Annotated in this window: 26 protein-coding genes, 1 rRNA gene and 2 pseudogenes; 3 read left to right on the top strand and 26 right to left on the bottom strand. The window is 33.7% G+C overall.

What is annotated here, in order from left to right; genetic code table 11:
• Positions 1-491 precede the first annotated feature (491 nt).
• The 9 genes from BMZ04_RS20705 to BMZ04_RS20665 all read right to left on the bottom strand — a co-directional run bounded on the left by BMZ04_RS20705 (position 492) and on the right by BMZ04_RS20665 (position 7,360).
• Positions 492-800, bottom strand: coding sequence for a hypothetical protein (locus BMZ04_RS20705; protein ID WP_093277164.1), 309 nt, complete (start codon positions 798-800; stop codon positions 492-494).
• A 314-nt stretch (positions 801-1,114) separates the two neighbouring features.
• A complete protein-coding gene (locus BMZ04_RS20700; protein ID WP_255368049.1) occupies positions 1,115-1,993 on the bottom strand; it encodes a nucleotidyltransferase domain-containing protein in 879 nt (292 codons plus the stop codon).
• Between the two features lie 138 nt (positions 1,994-2,131).
• Positions 2,132-2,632: a DUF6985 domain-containing protein gene (locus BMZ04_RS20695; protein ID WP_255368051.1), complete on the bottom strand. Its 501-nt coding sequence runs from the start codon at positions 2,630-2,632 to the stop codon at positions 2,132-2,134.
• 258 nt (positions 2,633-2,890) lie between these two features.
• On the bottom strand, positions 2,891-3,100 hold the full coding sequence (locus tag BMZ04_RS20690; RefSeq protein WP_093277158.1) for a transcription initiation factor TFIIIB: 210 nt from the start codon (positions 3,098-3,100) through the stop codon (positions 2,891-2,893).
• Between the two features lie 281 nt (positions 3,101-3,381).
• Entirely contained in the window at positions 3,382-3,765 is a 384-nt protein-coding gene (locus tag BMZ04_RS20685) for a hypothetical protein (RefSeq protein ID WP_093277155.1), read from the bottom strand.
• A gap of 293 nt (positions 3,766-4,058) precedes the next feature.
• Positions 4,059-4,889 carry a GNAT family N-acetyltransferase gene (locus BMZ04_RS20680; protein ID WP_093277151.1) on the bottom strand — a complete coding sequence of 277 codons (831 nt, stop codon included), beginning with the start codon at positions 4,887-4,889 and terminating at the stop codon, positions 4,059-4,061.
• Positions 4,890-5,015: 126 nt separating this feature from the next.
• Complete coding sequence (locus tag BMZ04_RS20675; protein ID WP_093277148.1) at positions 5,016-5,507, bottom strand: hypothetical protein; 492 nt, start codon at positions 5,505-5,507, stop codon at positions 5,016-5,018.
• Positions 5,508-5,925: 418 nt separating this feature from the next.
• Entirely contained in the window at positions 5,926-6,405 is a 480-nt protein-coding gene (locus BMZ04_RS20670; RefSeq protein WP_093277145.1) for a DUF2691 family protein, read from the bottom strand.
• A 229-nt stretch (positions 6,406-6,634) separates the two neighbouring features.
• Positions 6,635-7,360 (bottom strand): DUF3888 domain-containing protein, encoded by a 726-nt coding sequence (locus tag BMZ04_RS20665; protein WP_177184532.1) that lies wholly within the window; start codon positions 7,358-7,360, stop codon positions 6,635-6,637.
• Positions 7,361-7,655: 295 nt separating this feature from the next.
• On the opposite strand from BMZ04_RS20665, the gene BMZ04_RS20660 reads away from it, so the two are divergent.
• Positions 7,656-8,084, top strand: coding sequence for a DUF3888 domain-containing protein (locus tag BMZ04_RS20660; RefSeq protein ID WP_093277139.1), 429 nt, complete (start codon positions 7,656-7,658; stop codon positions 8,082-8,084).
• 363 nt (positions 8,085-8,447) lie between these two features.
• On the opposite strand, the gene BMZ04_RS20655 is transcribed toward BMZ04_RS20660, so the two are convergent.
• The 6 genes and pseudogenes from BMZ04_RS20655 to BMZ04_RS20630 form a co-directional block, all read right to left on the bottom strand.
• Positions 8,448-9,713: an erythromycin esterase family protein gene (locus BMZ04_RS20655; protein ID WP_093277136.1), complete on the bottom strand. Its 1,266-nt coding sequence runs from the start codon at positions 9,711-9,713 to the stop codon at positions 8,448-8,450.
• 180 nt (positions 9,714-9,893) lie between these two features.
• Positions 9,894-10,103, bottom strand: a complete 210-nt coding sequence (locus BMZ04_RS20650) for a hypothetical protein (RefSeq protein ID WP_093277133.1) — start codon at positions 10,101-10,103, stop codon at positions 9,894-9,896.
• Positions 10,072-10,266 (bottom strand): GNAT family N-acetyltransferase, encoded by a 195-nt coding sequence (locus tag BMZ04_RS23220; RefSeq protein WP_369802702.1) that lies wholly within the window; start codon positions 10,264-10,266, stop codon positions 10,072-10,074. Before BMZ04_RS23220 ends, BMZ04_RS20650 begins: the two co-directional genes overlap by 32 nt.
• Before the next feature lie 443 nt (positions 10,267-10,709).
• Entirely contained in the window at positions 10,710-10,988 is a 279-nt protein-coding gene (locus tag BMZ04_RS20640; protein WP_177184531.1) for a hypothetical protein, read from the bottom strand.
• Between the two features lie 159 nt (positions 10,989-11,147).
• Positions 11,148-11,318 (bottom strand): annotated as a pseudogene (locus tag BMZ04_RS20635) (GyrI-like domain-containing protein); the annotation flags it as partial.
• Entirely contained in the window at positions 11,305-11,496 is a 192-nt protein-coding gene (locus BMZ04_RS20630) for a hypothetical protein (RefSeq protein WP_093277124.1), read from the bottom strand. The gene BMZ04_RS20630 and the pseudogene BMZ04_RS20635, both read right to left, overlap by 14 nt.
• A 402-nt stretch (positions 11,497-11,898) precedes the next feature.
• Here BMZ04_RS20630 and BMZ04_RS20625 point away from each other — a divergent pair.
• Positions 11,899-12,437: pseudogene (locus BMZ04_RS20625) on the top strand (aldehyde dehydrogenase family protein); the annotation flags it as partial.
• Between the two features lie 238 nt (positions 12,438-12,675).
• Here the strand turns inward: BMZ04_RS20625 and BMZ04_RS20620 are convergent.
• The 8 genes from BMZ04_RS20620 to BMZ04_RS20585 form a co-directional block, all read right to left on the bottom strand.
• Positions 12,676-13,116 carry a CoxG family protein gene (locus BMZ04_RS20620; protein ID WP_093277119.1) on the bottom strand — a complete coding sequence of 147 codons (441 nt, stop codon included), beginning with the start codon at positions 13,114-13,116 and terminating at the stop codon, positions 12,676-12,678.
• A gap of 293 nt (positions 13,117-13,409) precedes the next feature.
• Positions 13,410-13,745 (bottom strand): hypothetical protein, encoded by a 336-nt coding sequence (locus BMZ04_RS20615; RefSeq protein WP_093277114.1) that lies wholly within the window; start codon positions 13,743-13,745, stop codon positions 13,410-13,412.
• A 107-nt stretch (positions 13,746-13,852) separates the two neighbouring features.
• Positions 13,853-14,407 (bottom strand): M3 family metallopeptidase, encoded by a 555-nt coding sequence (locus BMZ04_RS20610; protein WP_255368050.1) that lies wholly within the window; start codon positions 14,405-14,407, stop codon positions 13,853-13,855.
• Between the two features lie 148 nt (positions 14,408-14,555).
• On the bottom strand, positions 14,556-15,110 hold the full coding sequence (locus tag BMZ04_RS20605) for a GNAT family N-acetyltransferase (RefSeq protein WP_093277110.1): 555 nt from the start codon (positions 15,108-15,110) through the stop codon (positions 14,556-14,558).
• A gap of 209 nt (positions 15,111-15,319) precedes the next feature.
• On the bottom strand, positions 15,320-15,847 hold the full coding sequence (locus tag BMZ04_RS20600; protein WP_093277106.1) for an AAA family ATPase: 528 nt from the start codon (positions 15,845-15,847) through the stop codon (positions 15,320-15,322).
• Between the two features lie 375 nt (positions 15,848-16,222).
• Positions 16,223-16,453, bottom strand: coding sequence for a hypothetical protein (locus BMZ04_RS20595; protein WP_093277103.1), 231 nt, complete (start codon positions 16,451-16,453; stop codon positions 16,223-16,225).
• 65 nt (positions 16,454-16,518) lie between these two features.
• Positions 16,519-16,665 (bottom strand): general stress protein, encoded by a 147-nt coding sequence (locus BMZ04_RS20590; protein ID WP_093277100.1) that lies wholly within the window; start codon positions 16,663-16,665, stop codon positions 16,519-16,521.
• Positions 16,666-16,944: 279 nt separating this feature from the next.
• Positions 16,945-18,138 (bottom strand): YhgE/Pip domain-containing protein, encoded by a 1,194-nt coding sequence (locus tag BMZ04_RS20585; RefSeq protein WP_093277097.1) that lies wholly within the window; start codon positions 18,136-18,138, stop codon positions 16,945-16,947.
• Between the two features lie 163 nt (positions 18,139-18,301).
• Here BMZ04_RS20585 and BMZ04_RS20580 point away from each other — a divergent pair, with 163 nt between their 5' ends.
• Positions 18,302-18,922: a TetR/AcrR family transcriptional regulator gene (locus BMZ04_RS20580; protein WP_093277093.1), complete on the top strand. Its 621-nt coding sequence runs from the start codon at positions 18,302-18,304 to the stop codon at positions 18,920-18,922.
• A 258-nt stretch (positions 18,923-19,180) separates the two neighbouring features.
• Here the strand turns inward: BMZ04_RS20580 and BMZ04_RS20575 are convergent, their stop codons facing one another.
• From BMZ04_RS20575 to rrf, 3 genes are all read right to left on the bottom strand, one after another.
• On the bottom strand, positions 19,181-19,522 hold the full coding sequence (locus BMZ04_RS20575; protein WP_255368048.1) for a hypothetical protein: 342 nt from the start codon (positions 19,520-19,522) through the stop codon (positions 19,181-19,183).
• Between the two features lie 360 nt (positions 19,523-19,882).
• A complete protein-coding gene (locus tag BMZ04_RS20570) occupies positions 19,883-21,328 on the bottom strand; it encodes a GMC oxidoreductase (protein WP_093277091.1) in 1,446 nt (481 codons plus the stop codon).
• Between the two features lie 581 nt (positions 21,329-21,909).
• A 5S ribosomal RNA gene (rrf, locus tag BMZ04_RS20565) occupies positions 21,910-22,002 on the bottom strand; the annotation flags it as partial.

Raw genomic sequence — 22,002 nt, 5'->3', positions numbered from 1 at the left:
TAGAATTATTACGTTAACCCTTTTGAAAGCCCCGAATTATACTTTACCTATAACACATTATTCATCACTGGAAACATATCTCAATAAATAAGGAAGAATTAAAGACAAAAGCAAAAACAATTGATATTGTTATTAAAAAGGTAGAAAGAGGATCATAAATTTCTTTTTTATAGCCATTATACCAGGCATTGTAAACGTTAGAAACATTAAAATAATAAATAACAGGGTCGAAGAAAATGCCATTTCATGCTTTGTACCACATTTTCTACAATGAATTGCTTTAATACCACCCACCATAAGTGATGCAAAAATTTGACCCCACTTAAATTGCGATTTGCATTCATCGCACTTTTGAAACCCCATAATCTTCACCTGGCCTTATTAAGTTCATTATCTTATTCACTAAACTACCTCTTCGTTTAATAGAAATAAAGTCTATCTCCTAAAAAAGCCCTGTTCTGGTGAAGGAGCCGCCGTTAGGTTAATAACAATCAACTCTTATTACGTAAACCTTTTTTCCCTAATAGAACGGATAATCCTATAAAAATATAGGGATATGTTAAAAGCGTTAGTTCTAAGAAACCTATCCCAAATAATGTTGAATGATGTTCATCTGCAAAAGATCCCGCATCCATCATATATTTACCTATGAACAAATAGCTAAAAAGGGATAATAAGACGAATAGTAACCCAATCCAATTAAATTTATAATTGTAAATAACATAAAAAAATACTGGTATATAAATTAAGCCTACTAAAATAAAAAAGAAAAAAATATATAGCGGTTCATAAACTACCATTAATCCACATCCCTCATACCATTATTTATTAACAACACTACTGCTTTAGATCAATAAGTAAAAAGAGATAGCTCAACATTCTCCTCTCACAAATTTCAATAAAAAATTAAATTACAAGAATATTCTACCAATATAATAAGCAAATATCTATACTTCTTCATAAAGACCATATCACTGAATTTGATATAAACTTTTTCAAACTTTCCTGCATCTCTAGTTCAATAAGAAAAAAGGCTTTACTCTTTATAGAAGTAAAGCACCCAGATAGGTGTACAAATAAGGTGTAACACATTATCTTACACCTATCTTTTATATTAATATGCCATTTCGATGATTTTTTTGATATGATCTTCATTTTCTTCGATATTAACTTGCTTACTCAGGTATTTATTTAGTCGAAGAATTTCAGGAACCATATCTACCAACATTTTCATCATTTGATTAGTATTTCGACCACAATCCCAGTTTTCCAAAAGAGACAACTGCCAATGATTTAATTTACTTCTTTTCCCCTCAATTTTTGACCAAACACCATATGGGCTATCTAAATGTTGTTCCATTTCCATATACCAACCAGAAACAACTAGCCAACGTACTCTATCTAAATTAGACATCGCATAATAGATCTCTTCTCGCATAACTGCCCGGTACGTTTCGTGTATAAAAGCAAGGAGTTTTCCTCTCCAAAAAACAACTTCGTCTGATGATGGTTTGTAAACTTCATATGATGATTCTTTTATGGCCTTGCTAATAATATTATTTGGGTCGTAAAGAACCTTATATCCCTTTAACCAGATTGAAGGTACAACTTCTTCAGGTGAATGATACCAGCTATCTACTTTTATAAAGGAATCATAATGGGTAACTACAACAGGTGAAGAAGGATTAAAGTCTTCGTAAAACAATACATCTCCCCATAGTCTTGCTCTATTGCGTTTGTTTTTAATATAATTTGCTTTTTTTTCATTAGTAACAATAATGTGTAAATCAATATCGGAGTATTTGTCAAAATTCCCTCTAGCCAATGAACCCGCTAGATAAATAGCCAAGACATTAGAATCTGAGGTCAAATCTATTAATGCACTTTCCAAGAGATTGTCACGATGTTTTGGCAATGATAAATCTCTTTCTACATGTCTACTTACAAATCCCACACACATAATCAGCTCCTTATCATCTAAAAAATCTTGCAAATTAAAATATTCTATATAAGGAGAAGGAAATCCTTTTTCTAAAATCCGTATTGTAATTTAGAATCAGAATATCCTATTAAATTGCATCTTTAATAACACAACATAATCGTGTTTTAATATTTATTGCATAAAATCATATTAAGCATAATTCCAGTCTTCTTCGATATCACAATCTCCGTAGGGATTTACTCCATTATACGGTCCAACATACATAACTTTCCCGTCGCGAATGATCCATTCCATACCATGTTCTTCTTCCCAACTGCAAATTAACTCCAAATCAATGACAGGTTCATTTTTATTTTTCGGATGCGGAATATAAAAAGTGTTTGGTGTAATAAGAGGTAAAACATCTGTCGATTTAGAAAACTCTTTAATATCTTCACCAATATCATCAAGAAATTCATTACAGTATCTAATAGATGCTTTACAAATTTCATCTATAAGTCCCTCACTTAAACTGTTGAAGTAAGTTATACATAGATCTGCGTATTCGATATCTGACTCTTGGTCTATATATACCTTAATATTGAGATCAAATAATTCTAAGTAGGCTTCTCCTTCTAATTCGGAATATTCATTGGTTTTAAGATTTTTAATAACCACTGTACTTACTACCTCCTTCAAACTAATGTTCATCAATTGAGTTTTGCTTTTTTTATTCCTTATTCCTTATTCCTTATTCCCTATTCCCTTGTTGAACTAACCTTCTGTATTAGAAACTGAGTGGAAAAATAACTCAATCATCTATTAAAAGAGCAGTTAGTTAAAATATCTTTATAGTGCAGAAGAGACGTAAGTTTTATTTCCAGTAGAATCTATTATTTCGGTTTTTATTTAATTACCATCCCTATCATAAAAGCCAATTTACTAAAACACCTGTTACTTGAGGAACATCTAAAGTGTTCCCTTAAATTTCTCTGGCTTTTTTACATAGCTTTCGATAATAAATCCACATTCCGTACAAATAATGTATTCAACTTCAGACCCGAAGCTCATCTTATTATTTGGATACATATCTGCATATCCACTACCACTATTTTTACCTTTCCCCAATTCTTTTCCACCACATTTAGGGCATTCTGTTACTTTCGTAGAATGTTTCACTTGTAAGCCTCCACTTTAGATATTTGTAATAGCAAATTCTTATGTAATTACTTTTCAATTGACTGAATCGCGATTTTTCTGATTTATTTAATATAATTACGAATGAACAATAAATTGGTTTCATCTTGTTCAATCTGCCCGTTTGTTTATATGGAACATCTCACAATGGATCGCCGAAATCTAATTGATGCTTTGGACGAAAAAATAGACCATCGAAAATGATGGTCTTGTTTAACTAAAGCACCCGTTCATTAAGTGTACTTTTTCGTTAACTTGTTAATTTAAATCGTTACTCTTTTTTCAATCGCCATACGCAAGTTTGAGATGATTCCAAGGATCAATATTAGCGAACAAACCATTTTTTCAAAAGGTGTGCCAAGCAATTGTTGTATAAATCCAACTGACCAAAGTACAACAAAAAACCAACATATACTGGTTATTCCTCTTTGGTATTTATTTAGTATATTTCTGCTGACAAACAGCGTAAAAACTCCTCCAATAATAGAAATAACAGTATTGATTATAGATATTGGTAACTGAGTAGCGAAGGATTCAGACCGTCCACCATTAACCCATGTGAATGGAATAATTCCGATTATAATAAGAAGATGGATTAAGATAGTCAAAGAGTAAAAAATAATCCCCATAAATACAGCAGTTTTCAAATTAATTTTTCTAAGTTGTTCTAACGTACAATCACCTCATTTCTTCCCGTTTTTATCATGTATTCTAGTAATGTATTATTCCTATATCCTTTGAAGTATGACACTTTACTTAGTAAGATTTCGATAAGGTTATCAAAAATCATCATTATTCTTAAACAGAAGCTAAAATATATGGTTAGTTGTTAGGTCTTCTTGTTAAAATAACCTGCTGCGTTAGTTGAATAAGAAAAAAGAGTTATCTATTTCAATTCATGTTCTTTAATTAAAGCATCCATTAGTTCATCTACAAAAAATTAACTAAACGGAAACTCATATCCTATATAATTAAATACATTTCTGAATCCTATTTTTTCTGCAACTGCAATAGACGGCTTGTTTGATTCCATACAATCCCAATACGGAACAATATTATTATCTAAACAATCTTTTACAAAAGAGTGAGCTGTTTTTTGGGCTAACCTTTTTCCTTGATGCCCTTCTAAAGTTTCAATATCTATACAGTGTACATTTTCAACGACAAAACCTGAAAAACAAACACTTACAATTTCATTTTTGTAAACTATACAATAACCAATACCCTCACTAAAGAACCTTTCCGGCGAAGACCAAAACTCTAAAATCTTGGAGTGTAAAAATTCAATGTTTTTTATTTTGTCATCATTGTTTGCATAAAGAGTTTCACAAATTTTTACGACCTTGTATCCACGTTCAATGGCAAGTTCATAATTGCATTTATAATCATCCTTTTGTAACGTATATACCTTTTGATTCCAACTTCCTAATTTACGGCTTTTAAGTACTTTTTTAATTGTTGTATTCCATTTTCTATGATTACCAATACCTTCAAACCAATTTAATCCAACTTTTATTGCTTCTGGTATGATGATCTTATCAATAAAATTGTTTAATTCGTTATTGAACCCTTCATTGTTTTCATCTCCAATAAAGATAAATCCATCATTATTACCTAACCAAATAAGTCCAGAATTAGGGGAATCGATATTATCTACAAATACGCGACCTGGATTTACTCCTTCAATTACTGCTTTTGCTTCTAATTGTCCTTGCTCATCTAACAAATTTTTACACTTATAGAATTCAAACTTTTTTAACTCTGAAATCATACCCTATCCCCCTCATTTAACACTTATACGAACATTCCATTCTTTAGCGATCCTGTCGTTTATAGTGTTTCTTATCATACAGTTTGTTCAACTAGATTACCTTGTTAGTAAAACATTTAGTAACGCTTATGATTTATTATTCTTGAAAAAATATAGCACATCAATTGCTAACAAGATGAGTGATACACCTATTGAAATGGACATGTTTGTGACTTCATTTAGTTTAATTATTATTCCAATTATGTAGAAAGATGCTACCCTTGATAATGCTACAGATAGAACGGCATAGATATTTTCACCCCATAGATATTCGAAAAACTTTTCAAAAATGTTATCAATTGTTATCCAATAAATAAGAAAAGAAATGCCGATAACAATTAGGTGATTTGTATTTATATGTAATGAAAATATTGTATCAATAACATTAGCGGAGCCTAGTATAAGGAAAAGAAAAAATGCAATGACGAATGTGATAATTACTGAAAATAATATGGCAACGACTATTAAGATTAGTAAATTGTCTTTATTTTGCTCTTTTTTATTTTCATGATGAATGAACCAAAACAATAAGAAAAATGAAAGAATAAAAATTACAGATAAAAGTATTGAAATTTTCAATACGCTTACACCTCAATTCTTTTGTTGATTAGTACATTGGAAAAACCTTCTTATTCTATTAAAAACTATGCTCTCTTTATTATGAAATACGTTTTCATAATGAGAAAGTTCCATATTTTTCTGAACTATCTATTAGTCTTATATCAAATGTATATAGTTGTAAATCCGCACTCTCACGAAGCTAGCTCTCTTTTCAACAAAAATGTTAGCAGATTTGGCATTGGAATTACAAGAAGTAGCAAGGTATTTTAAAATATAGGTGTCGCGGAGTTCAAATAGCAATAGGCAAGGTTCTACTAGAATAGAACCTTGCCTATTATTATTGAATATTTCAGCATTCGATCTTGAAAAAAAGTACCAGTTAATTTAAGTTAAAAGCTTCATAAACTCTGGTTTGAACAGGTTTGTTATTAATAACTTAAAAAGCAATTAAAGTTGTTCTTCCATCATTTGCATCTGTAATATACTCAGTATTTTCATAACCATTAGCTTTTGCCTTCAAAAATAAATGCTGAATTGTGTTTTGGTCTTTGGCATAAATGGTTACATATGAGCAATCTACAATAAGGAGCACAAACTGACAATCACTTTCAATAAATTCCTGATAAGTTGTAATATCTCGCACATTTGAGGTTTTAGAAAATGCCTTTAAATCAACAAATATTAGATAATAATCATCCACTGAAATATTCTTATGAAGCTCATCTCCAGCTAATAGACATGTAGTTGAAAACAAGGGTTGGGTTGGAAATAGTGGCTTCCCTAATGTATCCCTCTGAATCACATATGACTCTCCAGAGCCAATTTTCCAAGTCCATTCTTTTATATTGATCCCATCTAAAAGCTCTAACAAATATTTACCATAAGCATTTGGAATTTCAAACGATATGCCTCTCATTCGTAAACCTCCATCTATTTTCCTTTGAACTAAAGCATCCGGTCGTTGAACAAAAAAGTAATTTTATGTGTAACATTTCACAATGGATTCTGAAATCTACTAGATGATTAGGATAAAAAATTTACATCAATATGATGATCTTGTTTAACTAAAGCACCCGTTAGCTCAATAAGAATCCTTCTATAAATTCCATTCGTGACTCTTTATTTGGAAATAGAAATTGTTTTATTTACATATACCAAAGGAGCTCTTTCTTCATTACCTTACCTTTTTTAAATTTCTTGTCTATAATCGTCCATTTACTATTTTCTTTCTTTACAAAGTAAACTACATTAGTACCATCAGCCGTTTTAAAAAGGATGTATCCTTTATCTCCTTTAATAAAAGATACAGGGTCTATAACATTTTTATATGGCGGTTTTATCTGCGGATTTAGAATGCTTACTATTATATTTTCCACAATGTCTGTGAGTGTTTTATATTGTATTTGTTTTTCTGATTGGTAAAACAATTGCTCATAGGTGTATATTGAATAGGACTGTGATTTAAGGTTAAATGATTGCATTATATCTGATATTACTTCTTGATAAAATTGTTTTATTTTCTTTTCTTCTTCATCGCCCTCATGTTTAAATTCAAAAACTTTAACTCCAAAAGGACTTATATCAAAGGTAATTGTTTCTTTTCCATGAGGTGGATTATGAGCATGTTCAAAAGTAGTCACTTGAACTTTTACCTTAAAACTAAACCCTCCTTCAGTTTCCCTAATTACACTTATTATTTTTGCATCATATAAACCATATTGTTTGGGGTAACCATAATAATTAATAATTTCTTCTGTGATATATGGGTCTAGTGTAGTTAGTAAAGCGTCATAAATTAATTTATAATCTATTTCAGTTTCATTATTAACTTCTTTATATTCATTATCTAAATCCATTTCTGCATTAACCAATATACCTGAGAAATTAAAGACTATAATTACAATAGCACTAAACAAACTAATTATTCGCAATGAATACACCCCTTCGAGTTATCTTCAAAGGTTATAATCCCCAAAATTCATCGAAATATTTACTTTGCTTGTTGAATAAGCTGCTTCGTTAGTTCAATAAGAAAAAGCTACCCTTACAGGCAGCCACTTGTTTAACTAAAGCACCCGTTAGTCTAATAAGAATAAAAATGAAATATTTGGTTGAGATAAGTTAATCTTTTACGAACAAACTAAATATTAAAAAGGAGGTGCAAAAATGAAAAAAATTATTATAGCTCCTTCTTTTTTACTGTTATTTCTAATATCAACAACATTAACTTATGCTGAATCAGATTATTATCAGCCTGCTAAAGATTCTAAAGAAGAACACGTAATGGACATGCTTTTTTTACTACTATTACCAAATATTCAAGAAGCGGTTTCTAATTACTATTCAGATTATCTTACCGAAAGTCCCTCGGTGTATCCATATCAAATAAAAATTTTAAATACGGAAAGAACTAATAATTCTTTTATGTTTTCAGTAACCCTTGAAGTCACTCCAGTTTTAGGTGCACATAACCCAGTAGGAAGAGACCAACTAACATTTTCTATAGCTCCAAGTGAAATTAAGCTTAAAGATTTTAAGCACATGGAAACTTTTGAACTTCCACCGCATTTGCAAGATGTCATAAAGAAAAAGTAAATGATTGTATGATTTGAATCTATTAAATTTAGCCCCCATTTTTGGGGATTTTTTTTTCGGGTTTGAGGAAGAATCGTATTATATTCTACAAGGGGTTCAGCCGAGATACGTGTAAAAATGGGTCATACACTTACTTTTTTCCCAAATTACAGGATGTCATAAATAGCATTAAAGAAACATGAATTGTGAAATTCAACCTAAAAAAAGTCGAATTCCTGTACGCTAAGGAACCAACTTTTTAGGTTGGTTTGTTCAACTAAAGCGCCCGATTGTGGAAGATCATAATAATAAAGAAAAGCAAGTTGGAAACTTATTAGATTAAGAAACTTCGATTATTTAATGCTGTGTTAATATTAATTAACACTATTCTATAACATTTGTTGGTGTGGCTACCTTTACAATAATAATACTGTCATATGCTTCGTTGGGTGTCATTTCAATCGTGTAAAACGTCTTTAAAGTCTTGTACCACCAACGGAAATCATCCCCAATATTCGCCATTTTTTGTTCCTTCGAGATGATATCCAATAACTCATCCGACTTACTTACTTTTTCAAAATCAACATAGAAAACATTTGACTCCACTTCACTGAATGCATCAACTAAATCATTGTGATTCTCCAGTGTATAAATTTGACTTTCACCAGAGCCACCATTTTTCGCCTGAAACTCGCTGCTGATAAAATCAGTACCAATTGCAAAGTATTCTTCACCATATAACTCATCTAAATAATTTCCCATCGATTTGTAACCAGCTAACGATGCTGACGTTTTTTCAATGTGCCCATTATGTCCGGTGATGAATATGTTATCGTGACCTCGCTCTGCTTCAAATTCAACAATCCATTGTAAATTATCCGCCAAATACTGATCACGAAGTTTCGAATAATCTCCTTCGTTTAAAAATAACTGTGTACGCTGTTTCATGATTTGTGCATATTGTAAAGCAAAGAGATAGGCTTCAGGAGACGATTGTTCCACGTAAATCACTTCATTTGTTTGCAGGTCTAAAATGATGTTTTCTATTGTTTCATCGATTTCGTTCAATTGCTCCGTCGTTAACTCACGCATTTTTTCATTTGAAACATGTTCCAGCTGTAATGCATATTTTTTGAATGAATCTGCGCTTACAACTTTATAATAGTCAAGCATGCCTTTTTTACTATAGTCATAGCGTTGCATATCATTTCCATAAAAATAAACTTTCCTGTCTTCGCTCACCTTCGCGTTATAATCATACATCCATTGAACAAGATCAATCATTTGTTCCGTTTTATAAATACTATAATCAAGGGTGTTCACTACCTCTTCTGCGGTACCAGTTCCATTTAAAATGAATTGATTAATTTGCTGTCCGCCTCCAAAATCACCTTCTAAGACAAAAACACGGACATTTTCATTTTTTACCAATACTTCAAAAACGTCTTTTTTCAACTCTTGAAATTCAATATTTCCATGTGTTGCCTCACCCAATCCGATCACCTTTATATCATCTGGAATATCGATTTGTTCAATGGTTGATATGTATTGATCTGCTTCATCAACTGCTTCGCCAGTCCCGCATCCAGATAATAAAAAAAATAGAGAAATTGCTACAAACAATAAAGAACCTTTTTTAAAAAAATTCATTTTATATCCCCCATATTCTCTAAGATTTTACAATACACAAACGCTAGTTCGTGAAAGACAGACTTTTCGTTTTCCATCTGCATAGCCTTCTACATACCCTTTTCCGTAAGGTGGTTCATCTACCTCAAGGTCAGGCTCCTCGTTATACTCAGATCCTTTTTGGGAATCATCATATCCAATCTAGTAACTATCCTCAGAACCTTCGTAGTGACCATCCTCTATCCCAGCCTCATACCAATTTCCAAATTCTTGAGGACCTTCCCACCACCATTCATAGTCTACTTCGCAAACTGAAAAAGCTAATTCATACTCTCTATTGTATCCGTCAGGATAATCGTCAATAGTCGGATAGTGTATATTAGCCTCTATTTCTATAATAGTCAGATGCATCTTCTGTTCTTAAATAAAGTTCATTGAATCCTATTTCTTTGACTACATCTATGGTTTTGGCTAACTTTTTCCCTACACCTCTACCACGATATTCAGGTTTAGTATATAGAGATGCAAGCAAAGGTTTATACATACCTCTTATCTTTAAATCGTTTTCAAAGATTGATATGGTTCCTAAACATTCTCCGTCCTCTAAAGCAACGAGAGTTATTTGAAATGTATTTTCCTTTGTATTTGAAAAGTGTTAACAACGTCTTCAAAACTCATTGGCTACCTGTTTTTACCACAAACTCCTTAAAAATCATTTCAGAAACCGAACCTGAATCCACTCATCAATAATCTGGTCCGATTGCTGAACAAAGATTAATCTGGACTCTTTTACTAAACTGACCCGTTAGCCATCAGCGCTACACCACAGAGTATGAAAATATGAAAAACGGGTCTAGGATAATATGGGAGAGGAAGGTCGATGAACTTGGTGCGATAGAGACCATCCGTTAGTCTGACTCCTACGACCACGGTGCATCACAAACTGTCGCTCCCTTAGGGAAGCACTCATGGGAGATTAATCCTACTCTAGTTATTACACCAGCCTCTAATAATAATTTATGGTTCGCTAATTCCCATTGCTAATAGTAAAAGAAAAGCTGCAGCCAAAACAAATATATTTCCTATAAAGGCTATAAAAAAAAGAATCAGTCGTTTAGTAAATAACCAAGAGAATATAGCGAGAAAAATACCTAAAATTGATAAAGCAACGAAAATATTGATAATAAAATAAATATCAGCATTTGGTCCTCTTTGTGTATAGAACACAATGACACTTGTTATCACAGGTATAATAGATGTAAAACCTAAAATGTTTCCTACTTTTCTCTTATCCAATACTATAAATCCCCCTTACATATTTTCTCTCCTCTCTTATCACTCTTTTTACAATAGACGTTAATACCATAAATAGTCACAGTTTTTATTAACTAACATGCGCCGTAATTAAATAATAAAAAAGAACTGCCGAAACAGCTCATTAATCTACAATATATTTTATTTTTTTGATACTGGAATCCAAATTTCGCTTTTTACTGATGATGAAGTTAAATCTTCACTTTTAATAGACAAGATTTTTGGCCCTTCTGTTACTTCAAAGCTGGAAGATGGAAACCACTCAGCATAAATTCTTCCCCATGTTTCCTGTAGTGTACTAGGAAAACGCCCGCCCATTATAATCAATATTTTCTGCGTAATCGGTGAATTCCCCCTCTACTCCAATTGTTCGTTTTATATCATTATTGTAAAAGGAAATCGCCTCAAATCTTTCTCCACTTGACGCGATGCCGATAATCGGTGAAAGACATCCGAGACCGAGGAACAAATTTGATAATTTAGATACCATGAATCAAACCCCCATTTAAACAATGCAATGAATATATGTACGGATCATAATTAGATAAGTTTCAAACTAACTTTTCCAATGTAAGAAATAAACATGAAAACCACAAAATTCACATTTATTTTAATCGATATGAATGTTTCTAACACAGACACTAATGCTATGAAATTGCAAAGTCCTATTGACTGGAAAAGGAGCGAGTGATGAAATTAACCCTTCTGTTTTTCTTGACTGAGTAATTGTTTTAATATATGGAGAAAAAGCTAGGAAACTTTCGCTTACCTTGTTTAGTCCCCTATTTTTCCAGGCAATTGACACCGTCCTAAATATGCTTATTCTCCATATGTTTACCAATACTCAAAAAGGCAACATTTTATATAAGTCAATCTATAAAGGAGTTTGATAATGCTTAATCATACAAAACAATACATCAATGGTGAATGGGTTGATTCTACTGGTTCAGATACAATTGAAGTAGAAAACCCAGCAACAGAAGAAGTCATTGGTAAGATTAGCAGTAGAACGAAAGAAGACGTGAATCGGGCTGTCCAGGCAGCAAAAGAGGCGTTTCCATCCTTTTCTAAAATGGCTGTGGATGACCGGGTAAAGCTTCTGGAGGATATTGCAAAAGAATATGAAAATCGTAAAGATGATTTAATAAAAATAATGACCGAAGAGCTAGGCACTCCAATAACAAAATCGAGGAAATCCATTATAAAATGGGGCTTGCACACTTTAAGCAGGTAGCGGAGGTATTGAAAACTTTCGAGTTTACAGAGGAAAGAGGGAACTCTTATATCCAAAAGGAACCAATTGGTGTATCAGGAATGATTACGCCATGGAATTTCCCTACCAATCAGATTTCCACGAAGCTGGCCAGCGCATTGGCAGCCGGTAGCACCTTAGTGGTGAAGCCTGCATCTCAAACACCATTTGCAGCTATATCCAATTGTACCCCCGAGGTATTCCCGCACCACCATCGCCTTAAAATCATCTGCATATTTAACCATAATAAAACACCCCAAAAGTTAGATTTTGACTCTAACTTTTGGGGTGCACTTCATCATTTTGAATAGCCTCTTTTTCCGTTAACTATAAACCTGCTAGTAAAACTCTTTCTCATTTCATTGGTTACTTCAGAGGAGGTATTTTCAAAATGAAGCAACTCCCCATCTATAGAAATTATGAAAATACTGCAATTTTACGTGCGATAGATTCTGTTAAACGAGAAGCTACTTTTGGAACAGCCCATTTAATAATTGGTGTTAACATTGCGCCCGATAATCCGCCTGCATGGACCTCCACTGTACAAGTCATTTTAGTTTTTCCATTAAGATCTGTTGCAGTAAAGTGACCGCTTCCTGTAAAATTATCTGTTAACCCTTTTAGTTCAAACGTAATATTGGAAGGTTCATTCCATTCGGTAATATCTACCTGTGCTTGTATTGTTTTTTTAATACCTTTCACGTTACCTTCAAATGTCCAAATAGATTGCTTGTCATTGATGATTTCATGTTCTTTATAGGCTGGTACCGTCGTTGCCCACTTTTCAAGATCACTGACATAATCCCAAACTGCTTGTACATCTACCGGAATTTCAACTGTATGTGTTCCCGTTGCCATTATGATCCCCACTTTCACTACGTCTAAATTGTAAATTTACATTCCCAAAAATATTATTACAAAGTACTCATAAACTTACATCTCTCATTATACATGATTTTTCTTCTTCCAATGACTCGATTATTTGACTGTTTTGTTTGTGTCTTGATCCATCTTCTCTTTGTATAAGCTTTGCATGATCACCTTGTTCATACTTATAAAACTAAGCCACGTTAGTTACATATCTTTTTTGTTCTGACATCCTGGTAATATGCGCCGGAAAAAGATGTCCTGCTTGAACATTTCTTAATTTACTATTCGTCTTCTGTGCTATATGGTCTGATTGTCTTTCCGTTTTTAACCATAACCCATTGTTCAATCTTGTCTTCTTCATTCAAATATAATAGATATTCTATATCGTTTTCCTTATCATCTAATGGTTTTACTAGATATGTTCTCGTTGCTGCCCTCAGTGTACCGTGTGATTGTCTATCTAGTACTTTAATCTCAAAACCCAATTTTAACTCGATTTGTTGAACTTCCTTGGATCTTTCAGTGGAGTCCCATATACTTAATCCTACCAACGCTAGTAGTACTATTCCTATACCAATGAACATAATCCACTTTAAAGTACCCCTTCTAACTTTCATCACTTACCCCTCCTTTGTTCCAGCGGTCATACTTCCTGAATCACGAAGTAAGTTCAGATAATCCTTTTCAAACTCTTTTCCTTTCTCCTTTGCCTTTGCAAAGATACTTAAAGCAAATAAATACCCAAGAGTATATGGAAAATTATAAAAAGGAGATTGCGTAATATAATAATGTGGTGCCATACCCAAGAGTAAGTGGAAGACTGCTCTAGCGATCCATCATACGCTTCATCTATTGCATGTTTCATTAACTGATTTAGACGACTTGATGATACAATGCCTTCTTTACGTTCTTCATAAAATCTCCGCTCAAATAAAAATCTCGAATGAATGTTCATTAAATTCATGACACTACGTTTTAATTTTTCATCCAATATAATCAATTTATCCTGTTTTGACTTTGCCTTTTTCATAGCGGCATCAAAAATAATCATTTCTGAAAAGGTTGAAGCAGTTTCTGCAATGCTCATGGGATAACGTTTATGCAGCCCATTAACAGACTTCATAGCATGATTATGAAAAGCATGACCCAATTCATGAACAAGCGTTAACACATTTAAAATAGTACCCCCAAATGTCATAAAAACTCTTGATTCCCCTGTGAGCGGAAAACCAGCACAAAACGGAACTGCGGACTTATTGGCGCGGTCTTCGGCTTCTATCCAAGCTTCGTGAAAAGCTTGCTTAATGAACCCTCCTAAAATTCCTCTTTATTTTTAGCGAGGAGTTTGGCTTTTGATCCTCAACAATCACGCCCGTTTATGGAAGATTATAGTCTATTTAAACAACACTACCCATTATTAGAATGAGCTATTTGGAAATCAATTGTTTTCCGGAATTATCAAATCGAAAAATAGTCTTTTGTCCATCAAACGTTTCCCCGTTTATCTCAGTGTAGACTCCATTAGTGTAATTTGATATGGACCTCCTCCAAAATTTTTGTCCAGCAATGTTTTTCTCTAATGGGTTAGTAAACAACTCCCAATTCCCTTTATATTGGTCAAATACTATATTTGCTGCTCTTTCAGCAATACCTTTCCCTCTTAGTGATTGAATTAAAAAGAACTCATTTACAAAATAGTCAATTCCTTTATTACAATGTGGTGGCGTTGCTATTAGGATAAACCCTGCTGGTATCCCATCTACTAAAATTACGTAGGGGAATAATACTTCGGGCTTTTCCCACCAAATATTTTGAACTTCATACTGATCATTTAATGTTCGAAAATCGTCACTATCCTCATATATCCCGTGAACATTCGGGACTCTATCATAATGTCCAGACAGGTCATATAGGTATAAGGGATATAAGTTTTTTATAATATATGCTCCACTTTTATCTGTTAAACGAACATCAATTTTCATAGGCTTCTCCTTTTAAAATAGACATAAAAACATATGCGTAAGTTTTCATAACAATTAATCCCTTTTAATATTCTTAATATTTTTTTGTTTCATGCATGATTCAGTCGATTTCTTTAAATGTTACTCCCTCTCTTAAGAGGTATTGCATAATTTCCCAACCTACGAAATAATGGTCTTGTTTAACTAACACCCCTTTATTGAAGAATAAATCAATATTTGAATGAAGGATTTTCCCTTATATTCAGAAAGATCTCCTCTGAATCCGCTGGCTGTAAGTAGGTTATATTATAGAAAAAGCGTTTGTCTATTCCTTTACTTTCAAATTCATTCATTAATTCTAAACATCTAACACCCATCTGATTTTCTTTTATCCTTAAAGCATCTCTTCTTAATAGCTCATCACTATCTACCCATAAAATAACATATATAATTTCTACGTTTTGTACCTCAGCATAAATCTTTTGAGAAAGTTTTTCTACTTCTTCCGGAAAAGCAACATAATCAATGATTACATTCTTATTTACCTTTACAAAATTGATAGTTAAATCAGCTATATTTTCCCAAACTAACAAAAGGGAATCTCTGCTTTTCCAAGGTGGAAGATATCCGCCGACAACCATATGATTTATCAAATCACCTTCAATATAAGCACTGTGATCAAACTGTTCTGCAAGACCCTTAGCAGTTGTAGATTTACCCACTCCCGCTGGTCCAGATATTATATAAATTTTATTCATTATTTCCCCCACTTTTTTTATATGTTAAGTATGTACTTCAATATTAATACCTTGAAGTCCTTCTTAGACTAAACTTTCATCTACTTGTTGTTTTGGATAAAAAATAGACCATCGAAATGGTCCTGTTCATCTTGAAGCACCCGCTATTTAAATAAGGAAGTTGAATAATACCCCCTCTGATTCCCCTTATCCCACTCTTCTAAAAGATAGTGTGAATCCAAACGCTTGTTTATTGTGGAAGCAGTCATTCTTTTTCATCAACCCAATTACCCATTATCTCTTCTAATTTCATATTCCACCTATTAGTTCTTACTATAGCATTATATATCTATATTCTTGTTCAACTCCTGTCCAGTTAGATGAAAAGTGACTGTACTACCTATACTCTTTGGGATGGAGAAATACCAGGATTTTACCATCCTGAGCGTCATTAGAATAGCGTTCAGCTTCATCATCTGGGACTCCAATTTCCATAAGAGCATGCTTTAATCCGCCAGCACCAGAGTTGGCCCCTACGACTGCTCCTCCAATTGTAGTAATAATAGGACCTGCAGCCAATACAGCGCCAAATCCGGGAATCAATACCGTCGATAACCCTGCTATCACGCCTGCTATACCTATTGCTCCTCCAGTTACAGCACCAACAATGGCTCCATCCCTAGTGGATTGTTTTACTTCCTGTGTGATTTCAGATAGTTCTTTGTATTTTTAGCAATAACTGAAATTTCCTCCGTTGTATAGCCTTTCTCTTTTAAATCTTCAACAACTTCAGCAGCTTGTTGTTCATTTTCGTATACACCAATAACATGATTCTTCATTAAAAATTACCTCCTGTTTGCTTCAACTATGTATTCTTTACCCTTTCTTTAATTTTTCTAGACATATTTCACTTTCTAGCTTCATTCTTTTAGCATTCTACTCCTATTTTACAGTTTTCGGAAAGTTGCTTTTTTAGCACACTCTTTGTTATATACGCTGTTACATTTCTCATTGATTCACTAAATATTCTTGATGTTTTAGACATAATAATAGACCATCGAAAATGATGGTCTTGTTAAAAATGGCTAAACTTTTTCAACTTTATATGAAGGTAATAACTATTTAACTATATCGGAATCCAATATATCTTTCTTCACTTTATTACGTTTTAAGTCAGAAGCAAATATGACAATCATGCTGACCAAGCCTATCCAAACAAGTATAGAAAGCGGGGTGTTCCAAGATAACCCTTCACCAAAGAAGAATATATTTCGAAGACCTTCTATCATAAAGCGCATTGGCAACCATGAATAAATCCAATCCCTATAAAATGGAGACATCATTTCGGGTGCCATTGCTAGTAAAGGCCCCCCAAAGAATAGTAATAAGGCAAAGATTCCAATCCCCTTAATCCCAACTAACGAAAGGAAAGCTAAAATCATTAGGACAAAACTGAATGAAGAAATTGTTAAGAATAATGCTGTATCAAGGAAATCTGGGATATTCAGCCCTACCATTCCCTTGGCTATCCATGTAAAGGAAAATCCGATTACTAGTGATACAATAGCACCCATCAAAATTTGGCTAACCTTTGTCATAAGGCTTTCTTTTCGAGTGCTGATTGGCAATTTGCTAACGGCAGTAAAGAGAATCGCTGCACTAGCTAAACTTGTAATCCATAGTGGCTGGAATAAGGAAACAGGAGCATTTCCGTTTGCACTATTGCTGCCAACTTCATTTACATTTGTCACTTTCTTCTCGATTGGAACAGTAAGGTTTGTAGCCTGTTCTACAGTTAAAAGTGCTCCTTGCTTTTCAAATCCATTAATCAGTTGTTCTCGGACAGTATTATTCATGTTGTCCACTACTCCATTTAAGATCTGTCCTGCCATCGTTGAAGCAGCCATATTCATTCCCTGATTAATAAATATTTGAACTTCTGGTGAAGTAGGAGTTGGAGTCTGTAAGGACGCTTGCTTTACGCTAAAATCTTCGGGAATAACTAATGCAGCGTAATATTTTTGATCATCTAAACCCTTTTCCACTGCCTCACGACTTTTTACTTCTACCCACTTAACAGCCGAGTCTTCCCCTTTTTTAGATTCTGAAGTTTTCTGTATCATTTCAACAATTGATTGCCCCATATTCATCTTCGGTTGATTAGGAATTTCCACCCCTACATCTTCATTTACAATTGCAATAGGTAGATTTTTGGGTTGAGGTTGAACTGTTGGAAATAATGTTAGTGAAAATATAAAAATAACTGCTAATGCAATAATGGGTGAAACTAGTAACAGTTTGTTTTTTAACATACTATTGCCTCCCTGAACTTTGTTATAATAATAAACAACGTGTTGTTTATTATAAATATCATAGTATCGAATCCACTTATGTTCAATAATCAAAAATGGCAAATGTGTTGGTTACAGAACAGCTTTTATAAATCTGTTGGATAAAAATTAAGGAGGAAGTAACATGCCAAATAATAATACGGATTTGCGAATCATTCGGACAAAAGAATCAATCCGAGAAGCACTAGTAGAATTAATCGAAGAAAAAGGGTTTGAAGCAATTACAGTAAAAGACTTAACAACGAGAGCCAAAATTAATAGGGGTACATTTTATGCACATTATCAAGACAAATATGACTTAATGACGAAATGCGAAGAGGAAATAATGCTTGAAATATCCAGAATAGCAAAACAAAACTTCCCGGCAGTTATTGCTACACTCGAAACTAATTCTCCAAATAATTTAAAACCATTTCAATTAGCAGTTTTAATATTTGAGTATTTAAATGAAAATAATGGATTTATGAAAGCTGTGTTAGGCCCAAAAGGAGATTTATCATTTCAAACAAGATTAAAAGATTTTATGTGGAAAACACTTTTTGGGAATGAATCAAACGCACTTATTAAAGAGGATAGTTTACTTGTTCCTGCACAATATTTAGCTTCCTATCTTGCGTCTGCACATATAGGGGTAATTCAACAATGGTTGAATAGTGGTAGGAAAGAAACACCACAAGAAATGGCCCGGATCCTATCCACCATTACTTTAAATGGACCCTTCTTTGCTGCTGGTTTAAAGAAGTGAACTTATAAAAGGGACAGTACAAAAAACAAGTACTGTCCCTTTATTATTTATATGCTTGTTAACTTACCCGCTGCTTTAGATCAAAAAGAAAAATTTTAACAAAATATTTACCTTTTTTCACCTTTCCATGGTGATAATATCAATTAAAATAATTACCTACACAGGACATCAAAAGTATAATAATAATCATTGATTCGATCTGCTCTTTAGAATCGCAACCGATGACAGAAATAGTGAAAATGAGGTATATTTTTCTTTTTAGCTAGTTATAAATTCTTCTTTTGAAACAATACGCCATTTATTTGCTACAAGTTTGTCTATATATTCATTGATGTTAATTTCCTCTATTTCCATCGCAAGTGGATGCAGAGAAACATAACATTCATTTGTCTCATAATTTATAGTAACTTTTACAACCTCATATCCATTATGAAATCTAGAGTCGAAACCGGGGTCATCAATAATATCTCCTTTAATAGGGCGAAAAGTTGATTCAAACGTTTTCAATACTATTTCAGAACTGTCACTTTCTTTTGTTCTTTTGAAGATGTTAGAAAAATGATCATATTGATTTTCATTACAGTGTCTCCCTTTAACCATGATTTGTTAACCATAGTATAACATTTTTATTTTCTCGGTTATTATTTGTAACTTCTCTCCTTCGCAAGCTCATCGTAAAACTTTGCTGAATGAAGTTATATTTTACCCACATAAAAACATAGCCCCGTTCTATTTTAAGAACTGGGCAAAATTAAGTTATTTAACCTGACTCAGCAAATAATAACCGCTGAATAGGGGAGCTCTGGCTAAAATAAACGCATTCATTGATAACGCCACTTGAGTGACCAACCTTCTGTTGTGGACCAAGACTTAGGCAGATGTCACAGATTTTGAAGGGAGCTGGATGCAATTACGCCGGGAGTAATTGATTTTATTATAATTGCTGAATACCTCTAATGATTATCCAGATTGACGAACAATATGATCTGCTAGCCTTATGGCTAAAGCTACATTGGAAAGAACAGGTCCAGCTGCAGTTAAAGTTGGAAGCACACTGTTGTCGGCGACGAATAATCCTTGGACACCATGTATTTGACCGTGGCGATTTGTAGCTGAAGTATTTGGATCGTCACCCATTCTGCAAGTGGAAGCCTCGTGCATGTCACTTCCAGGTGGACGAAGAATTAGAGTGGAAGTATCTAAAGTAACTCCCATCGCTGCAGCAGACTGAATAATTCCTTGCTTAACTTGTTCTGCTACTTGACGATCTTTATTGCTTAATGAATATTGAACTTGTTGTAATGGTACACCGAATTCATCCTTTGCAGATGGATCAATATACACTCTGTTCTCAGCTCGAGGCTCGACTCTTCCAAAGGCAGCGTATGCGATTCCAATCGTATCTTTTAGCTCTTTGTCTTCAAATTGCTGATATGAAAAATATTGATCTGGACCTAAGATTTGAATTTGGTATGGCGACTCCTTTGTTTCAAATTTCAAGATAGATAAATTGCCCAGTTTATCAGAAAACTGTCTTCGATTTATTGTTCCAATGGCAATGATGGATACATGCCCAGTTAAGTATCGCCCTATAGCAGGTCCCGGAATTCCAGAGTTAAGCAAAATACGCGGAGTCTCTAGTGTACTCGCAGATAATACAACATTTTTTGCCCGAATAATGTGAGCTTTCTTATCTAAGGAAAATACTTCAACACCAACCGTTTTACTATCCTCGACAATTACTCGGGAGGCAGAGGCGTTTATAGCGAGATCATATGGATGATCAAACAGTGCAGCAGCTAGAGCATTAATTGAACTAAACCAAGGATTTGAATGGACTTCACCTTGTCGGGATGGTGTCATATCAAATGCAACTGGCATATCATTGGCTTCGAATATGCCACCTTCATGAAGCCTTTTTAAAAGATTGTTTTGCATCGATGAACCTTTAGCATAATCCGTTGTCACATGCAACAATTTCTCAGCCATCCGATAATATACATTTAATTCTCGAGGGTGAATCGGCCATTTATTGAGCTCTTCTCGAATGGGTCTTGGAGTAGCTGCATTCCAAAATAGGGATCTTCCTCCAAGTGCATATACCATTCTGGCACCGGAGAATTGTGGTAAACGTTCGCCTACTACTGTTGAATTGTCTGGAAGGAGTTGATCTCTTGCAGTATTAACATTCTGGGTTGGAATGTTTAGAGAATGGGAATGAAATAATTTATCTCCCATTTCAAGTATTCCAATTTTTTTTGCGCCGGAACCTTTCCAGAGTTCACAAAGCCTTTGCAAGGTTGCTCCTCCACCTGGACCACTCCCTACTATAAGGACGTCATAATTTGTCCCCGACATTTCTTCCAGCGTTTTTGTTGGAATCCAATTATTTTTATATTTCACCACAGTAGAAACGCACTCTCCTTTTTATTTAACATCTAGGTAAGGTATGCACTACTGTTTGTCCTATGTGATATGTTGTATAAATAAAAAACAATATTTTAATATAGCACCCAAAACATTTCAATGAGTTTCTTTTTTATAGCATTCTACAATTATAAAAAATGGGACGATCGTTACAGCAGATTCGATTGTTCAAGGTGATATTGCCATTAAAGATGGAAAAATTATAGAAGTATCTGTTGTCAAACCTATAGAGGCAACGGCGGAAAAAGAGATGAACGCGGAAGGACTTCATATCCTTCCAGGTTTAATCGACACACATGGCTCATGCAATACACTCCTTTTTTCATGATTCAAAAGGTAATTCATTGTAATATACTGGATAAATCCACGAACTGCAGGTGACGCGTATTTAATAGATTCTAAATTCAAAGGAAAGATTGTATTTTCGGTAGGAATTTCCTTGATTAAATCTTGATAGGCTTTGTTGGTTAAGTCGAAGTGAATTTTACACTAGAACATAATTTCCTAAACAACAAAAAAAAGTCATTACCGATTACTCGGTAACGACTTTTTTTGTTTGTGCCCAGCGACGTCCTACTCTCACAGGGGGAATCCCCCAACTACCATCGGCGCAAAAGAGCTTAACTTCCGTGTTCGGTATGGGAACGGGTGTG

This window comes from Psychrobacillus sp. OK032 (assembly GCF_900111345.1).
In the GTDB taxonomy this organism is placed as follows: Bacteria; Bacillota; Bacilli; order Bacillales_A; family Planococcaceae; genus Psychrobacillus.
The sequence above is the reverse complement of the archived record's forward strand: the minus strand, read 5'-3'. Positions and strand labels throughout refer to the sequence as shown.

Excerpts from the sequence above, each read along its gene's own strand:
- BMZ04_RS20580 (WP_093277093.1), top strand. The coding sequence starts at position 18,302 with ATGCCAAATAATAATACGGATTTGCGAATCATTCGGACAAAAGAATCA.
- BMZ04_RS20680 (WP_093277151.1), bottom strand. The coding sequence starts at position 4,889 with ATGATTTCAGAGTTAAAAAAGTTTGAATTCTATAAGTGTAAAAATTTG.
- BMZ04_RS20600 (WP_093277106.1), bottom strand. The coding sequence starts at position 15,847 with ATGAATAAAATTTATATAATATCTGGACCAGCGGGAGTGGGTAAATCT.
- BMZ04_RS20575 (WP_255368048.1), bottom strand. The coding sequence starts at position 19,522 with ATGGTTAAAGGGAGACACTGTAATGAAAATCAATATGATCATTTTTCT.
- BMZ04_RS20705 (WP_093277164.1), bottom strand. The coding sequence starts at position 800 with ATGGTAGTTTATGAACCGCTATATATTTTTTTCTTTTTTATTTTAGTA.
- BMZ04_RS20590 (WP_093277100.1), bottom strand. The coding sequence starts at position 16,665 with ATGAAGAATCATGTTATTGGTGTATACGAAAATGAACAACAAGCTGCT.
- BMZ04_RS20620 (WP_093277119.1), bottom strand. The coding sequence starts at position 13,116 with ATGGCAACGGGAACACATACAGTTGAAATTCCGGTAGATGTACAAGCA.
- BMZ04_RS20695 (WP_255368051.1), bottom strand. The coding sequence starts at position 2,632 with ATGAACATTAGTTTGAAGGAGGTAGTAAGTACAGTGGTTATTAAAAAT.
- BMZ04_RS20655 (WP_093277136.1), bottom strand. The coding sequence starts at position 9,713 with ATGAATTTTTTTAAAAAAGGTTCTTTATTGTTTGTAGCAATTTCTCTA.
- BMZ04_RS20650 (WP_093277133.1), bottom strand. The coding sequence starts at position 10,103 with ATGCATCTGACTATTATAGAAATAGAGGCTAATATACACTATCCGACT.
- BMZ04_RS20630 (WP_093277124.1), bottom strand. The coding sequence starts at position 11,496 with ATGGTATCTAAATTATCAAATTTGTTCCTCGGTCTCGGATGTCTTTCA.
- BMZ04_RS20585 (WP_093277097.1), bottom strand. The coding sequence starts at position 18,138 with ATGTTAAAAAACAAACTGTTACTAGTTTCACCCATTATTGCATTAGCA.
- BMZ04_RS20615 (WP_093277114.1), bottom strand. The coding sequence starts at position 13,745 with ATGAAAGTTAGAAGGGGTACTTTAAAGTGGATTATGTTCATTGGTATA.
- BMZ04_RS20605 (WP_093277110.1), bottom strand. The coding sequence starts at position 15,110 with ATGAAAATTGATGTTCGTTTAACAGATAAAAGTGGAGCATATATTATA.
- BMZ04_RS20660 (WP_093277139.1), top strand. The coding sequence starts at position 7,656 with ATGAAAAAAATTATTATAGCTCCTTCTTTTTTACTGTTATTTCTAATA.
- BMZ04_RS20670 (WP_093277145.1), bottom strand. The coding sequence starts at position 6,405 with ATGAGAGGCATATCGTTTGAAATTCCAAATGCTTATGGTAAATATTTG.